Consider the following 4,952-nt stretch of genomic DNA (forward strand, 5'->3'; position numbering starts at 1 on the left):
CTGGCTTGCCAGCGAAGGCGATCACATCCAACATCTATGTTGACTGTTACGCCGCCTTCGCTGGCAAGCCAGCTCCTACAGGGGCCCGTCAGCGGCTTCAGGGTTTGGGCGCCACGCTCGTATCCGCCCCGAACCACTTCTGCTCCAACGCCTCTAATCGCCCATCCGCCTTGATCCGCTGCAGCGCATTCTCCAGGCTGGCGTGAAACGCCGGGTTACCCTTCTGAAATGGAATCGCCAGGTCCACCGCCGGGGCCGCTTTCGGCTTTTCTCCCGTCAGCGACTGCACCAACAGAATTGAACGCGGTTGCTCGTCTTTCTGCGCGATCAATTGCGCATCCGTGCGAATGTAAGGTGCACTGAAGTCGAAACGATCCTTGAGATCCGGGGTCATTGCTATGTGGTTGATGGCGACGTCGTACTTGCCGCTTTCGACACCGGCCAGCAGGTCGCCGGAATCGGTAATGACGAAGTCGGACCGCACATCCAGTTCCTGGGCCAACAACTGACCCAATTCGACTTCGAAGCCCGTCAGTTTGCCATCGTCCTTGAAATTGAAGGGTGGTGTATTAGCCTCAAGGGCAATGCGCAATTCGCCACGGTCGTTTACATCGTCAATCAGTTCGGCATGAGCCAAGGGGCTCAAAAGGGGTAGCAGGCAGATCAGGCCAGGCAAAAAACGCATGGTCACTCCTTTGAATTCATTATCGCGATGCTCTGGGTCGGGCTCGCTTTGCTATGGTTGTCGAGAGCCTTCGACAACGAATGGCCGTGAAGTTGTCATGGCCGCACCCATTTTATGGAAAAACTGGAGAAGAGAATGAAAACCTTTACGTCACGAGCAGCATTGGCCGGCCTGTTGATGGGCGTTTCGGTGCTGGCCAGTGCGGCTACGCCAGCACCGAAAGGTGCCGAAGTGTCCATCGTTACTCCTAAAGATGGCGGGACTGTCCCGCAAACGTTCAAAATCAAATTCGCTGTCGAGAACGTTGCATTGGCGCCAGCAGGCGATACCACCAAGAACACCGGCCACCACCATCTGCTAATTGATGCGAAGGAAGTGGTTGCCGCAGGGGCGGTCATCCCGGTAGATGCCAATCACGTTCATTTCGGCAAGGCGCAGACAGAAACCGAGGTGACGCTGACGCCAGGCAAGCATACCTTGCAGCTAGAGTTGGGCGACATGAACCATATGGCCTTCGATCCGCCAGTCGTGTCGGAGAAGATCACCGTCAACGTGAAGTAACTGCTCGGAATAAAGAACCGCGAACATGAAAAAGGAGCCCCGAGGGGCTCCTTTTTTTGTCACTCAAGTCACTATCAGAACAACACACGGCAACGAATGGTGCCATTGATGTGCTGCAGCTTCTCTTGCGCCATTTCCGAGTAGTCGGCATCGACGTCGATCACGACGTAGCCGACTTTCTCGTTGGTCTGCAGGAACTGACCGGAAATGTTGATGCCGTTTTCGGCGAAGACCTTGTTGATCTCGCTCATCACACCCGGAATGTTTTCGTGGATGTGCAGCAGGCGGTGCTTGCCAGGGTGAGCCGGCAGGGCCACTTCCGGGAAGTTCACCGACGATACCGAGGTACCGTTGTCGCTGTACTTGACCAGTTTTTCTGCCACTTCCAGGCCGATGTTGGCTTGCGCTTCAGCAGTGGAACCGCCGATGTGCGGGGTCAGGATCACATTGTCCAGGCCGCGCAGCGGGCTTTCGAACTCTTCTTCGTTGGAGCGTGGCTCCACCGGGAACACGTCGATGGCTGCGCCGATCAGGTGCTTGTCCTTGATCGCGTCCGCCAGGGCGTCCAGCTCGACCACGGTGCCGCGAGCCGCGTTGATCAGGATCCCGCCTTTCTTGATGGCGCGGATTTCCTTCTCGCCGATCATCCACTGGGTCGCAGCGGTTTCCGGAACGTGCAGGGTGACGATGTCGGACATGCCCAGCAGTTCGGTCAGGCTCGCCACTTGAGTGGCGTTGCCCAGTGGCAGCTTGGTCACGGTGTCGTAGAAATACACCTGCATCCCCAGGCCTTCCGCCAGGACCGACAGTTGGGTACCGATCGAGCCGTAACCGACGATGCCCAGCTTCTTGCCGCGGATTTCGAAGGAGTTGGCTGCGCTCTTGATCCAGCCGCCGCGGTGGCAGGAAGCGTTCTTCTCAGGGATACCGCGCAGCAACAGGATCGCTTCGGCCAGCACCAGCTCGGCAACGGAACGCGTGTTGGAGTACGGCGCGTTGAACACCGCGATCCCGCGTTCGCGAGCCGCGTTCAGGTCAACCTGGTTGGTGCCGATGCAGAAACAACCGACAGCCACCAGTTTCTTCGCGTGATCGAAGATCTCTTCGGTCAGTTGCGTGCGCGAGCGAATGCCGATGAAGTGCGCATCAGCGATCTTTTCCTTGAGCTGGGCTTCCGGCAGAGAACCGGTGAGGTACTCGATGCTGGTGTAGCCAGCCGACTTGAGAACGTCGACAGCCGATTGGTGGACGCCTTCGAGAAGAAGGAACTTGATCTTGCTCTTATCGAGAGAAGTCTTGCTCATCTGCGTAAACCTGTATCCCGGAGAAAATTGGCAGGGAAGTAGCCAGCAGACGCTGACCCGAGCGGCAAGAAAGCCGTCGCCGCAGAACAGCCATTGGGCACTCTCCTGCGGGGTCGGTATGCTAGCATAAGCGCCCCGCTAAACACCCATTCCTGCGACGTGAAGCGTTCTCAGGATGACCATGAATTGTTCGAGAGTTCTGTCGATGACCAATCCTGCCCTGATTGATGAGCTGAAGACCCTGGTTGAGCCTGGCAAGGTGCTGACCGATGCCGACTCCCTGAATGCTTACGGCAAGGACTGGACCAAGCATTTCGCCCCGGCCCCGACGGCCATCGTGTTTCCCAAGACCACCGAGCAGGTCCAGGCCATTGTGCGTTGGGCCAACGAGCGCAAGGTGGCGCTGGTACCGTCCGGCGGGCGCACCGGCCTGTCTGCCGCTGCCGTGGCGGCCAATGGCGAAGTGGTCGTGTCTTTCGACTATATGAACCAGATTCTCGACGTGAACCTGACCGACCGCACTGCAGTCTGCCAGCCAGGCGTGGTCACCGAACATTTGCAGAACGTGGCTGAAGAAAAAGGCCTGTACTACCCGGTGGACTTCGCTTCGGCAGGGTCCAGTCAGATTGGCGGCAATATCGGCACCAATGCCGGCGGGATCAAGGTCATTCGCTACGGCATGACCCGCAACTGGGTGGCCGGCATGAAGGTCGTCACCGGCAAGGGCGATCTGCTGGAGCTGAACCGCGACCTGATCAAGAACGCCACCGGCTACGACCTGCGTCAGCTGTTCATCGGCGCCGAAGGCACCCTCGGGTTTGTCGTCGAAGCGACCATGCGCCTCGACCGGGCGCCGAAAAACCTCACCGCCATGGTCCTTGGCACCGCCGATTTCGACTCGATCATGCCGGTACTGCACGCGTTCCAGAGCAAACTCGACCTGACCGCCTTCGAATTCTTCTCCGACAAAGCCCTGGCCAAGGTCATGGCCCGTGGCGACGTGCCAGCGCCGTTCGAAACCGATTGCCCGTTCTACGCGCTGCTGGAATTCGAAGCGACCACCGAAGAAGTGGCCAACCACGGGTTGGAAACTTTCGAGCACTGCGTCGAGCAAGGCTGGGTCCTGGACGGCGTGATGAGCCAGAGCGAAACTCAGTTGCAGAACCTGTGGAAGCTGCGGGAATACATCTCCGAGACCATTTCCCACTGGACGCCGTACAAGAACGACATTTCGGTGACTGTGTCGAAAGTCCCGGCATTTCTGAAGGAAATCGACGCGATCGTCGGCGAACACTATCCGGACTTCGAAATCGTCTGGTTCGGCCACATCGGCGACGGCAACTTGCACTTGAACATCCTCAAGCCGGAAAACCTGAGCAAGGACGAGTTCTTCGCCAAGTGCGCGACCGTCAACAAGTGGGTGTTCGAAACCGTCGAGAAGTACAACGGCTCGATTTCCGCCGAGCACGGCGTGGGCATGACCAAGCGTGATTACTTGACCTACAGCCGTTCCCCGGTCGAGATCGAGTACATGAAAGCCGTCAAAGCGGTGTTCGACCCGAACGGCATCATGAACCCGGGCAAAATCTTCGCTGTTTGACTGTTGAATTTAAGCGCTACGAAACAGGAGTCGGTAATGAGCTATCAGCACCAGTATGTCGACGGTACGCGTATTCACTTCCCCTTGGGGAAGGTGGTGTGCATCGGCCGCAACTACGCCGAACACGCTAAAGAACTGGACAATCCGGTGCCTACGGAACCGCTGCTGTTCATCAAGCCGGGCAGTTGCGTGGTGCCGCTGGAGGGCAGTTTCAGCATTCCGACCGAGCGCGGTTCGGTGCATTACGAAGCGGAAATCGCGGTGTTGATCGGCAAGCCTCTGTCGACCAGGCCGAGCCGTGAAGAAGTGCTCGACGCGATTTCCGGTTTCGCCCCGGCCCTGGACTTGACCCTGCGCGACAAGCAAGCCGAACTGAAAGCCAAGGGCCTGCCCTGGGAAATCGCCAAGTCGTTCGACGGGGCGGCGGTGATTGCACCGTTCGTGTCCGGCAGCACCTTTGCCGACCTGGCCGACATTGGCATTCGCCTGACCATCAATGGCGAAGTGCGCCAGGATGGCAACAGCAAAGACATGCTCAACCCGATCGTGCCGATGATCCAGTACATGGCTGGCTGCTTCTCGTTGCAGGCCGGTGACGTGATCCTCACAGGCACGCCGGTGGGCGTTGGTCCGTTGAATGTCGGTGACGACCTGGTGCTGGAATTGCCGGGCGCCAGCAGCTTCACCAGCAGCGTCCGCTGATCCAATACAACCCCTGTAGGAGCTGGCTTGCCAGCGAAGGCGGCGTAACAGTCAACATAGATGTTGAATGTGATGGCCTCTTCGCTGGCAAGCCAGCTCC

At 58.3% G+C, this 4,952-nt stretch carries 5 protein-coding genes; 3 read left to right on the forward strand and 2 right to left on the reverse strand.

Going from position 1 to position 4,952, the window contains the following annotated elements:
• Nucleotides 1-97 precede the first annotated feature (97 nt).
• Nucleotides 98-685: a transporter substrate-binding domain-containing protein gene (locus BZ163_RS00430; protein WP_128869369.1), complete on the reverse strand. Its 588-nt coding sequence runs from the start codon at nucleotides 683-685 to the stop codon at nucleotides 98-100.
• 135 nt (nucleotides 686-820) lie between these two features.
• Between BZ163_RS00430 and BZ163_RS00435 the strand changes: the two genes are divergently transcribed.
• Entirely contained in the window at nucleotides 821-1,246 is a 426-nt protein-coding gene (locus BZ163_RS00435) for a DUF4399 domain-containing protein (RefSeq protein ID WP_128869370.1), read from the forward strand.
• A 74-nt stretch (nucleotides 1,247-1,320) separates the two neighbouring features.
• Here the strand turns inward: BZ163_RS00435 and serA are convergent, their stop codons facing one another.
• Nucleotides 1,321-2,550, reverse strand: coding sequence for a phosphoglycerate dehydrogenase (gene serA, locus BZ163_RS00440; RefSeq protein WP_128869371.1), 1,230 nt, complete (start codon nucleotides 2,548-2,550; stop codon nucleotides 1,321-1,323).
• Nucleotides 2,551-2,755: 205 nt separating this feature from the next.
• On the opposite strand from serA, the gene BZ163_RS00450 reads away from it, so the two are divergent.
• Both BZ163_RS00450 and BZ163_RS00455 read left to right on the forward strand, forming a co-directional pair.
• Nucleotides 2,756-4,150 carry an FAD-binding oxidoreductase gene (locus tag BZ163_RS00450; protein WP_128869372.1) on the forward strand — a complete coding sequence of 465 codons (1,395 nt, stop codon included), beginning with the start codon at nucleotides 2,756-2,758 and terminating at the stop codon, nucleotides 4,148-4,150.
• A 36-nt stretch (nucleotides 4,151-4,186) separates the two neighbouring features.
• Entirely contained in the window at nucleotides 4,187-4,852 is a 666-nt protein-coding gene (locus BZ163_RS00455) for a fumarylacetoacetate hydrolase family protein (protein WP_128869373.1), read from the forward strand.
• Nucleotides 4,853-4,952 lie beyond the last annotated feature (100 nt).

It is taken from the genome of Pseudomonas sp. VI4.1 (genome assembly GCF_002029345.1).
Classification (GTDB): domain Bacteria; phylum Pseudomonadota; class Gammaproteobacteria; order Pseudomonadales; family Pseudomonadaceae; genus Aquipseudomonas.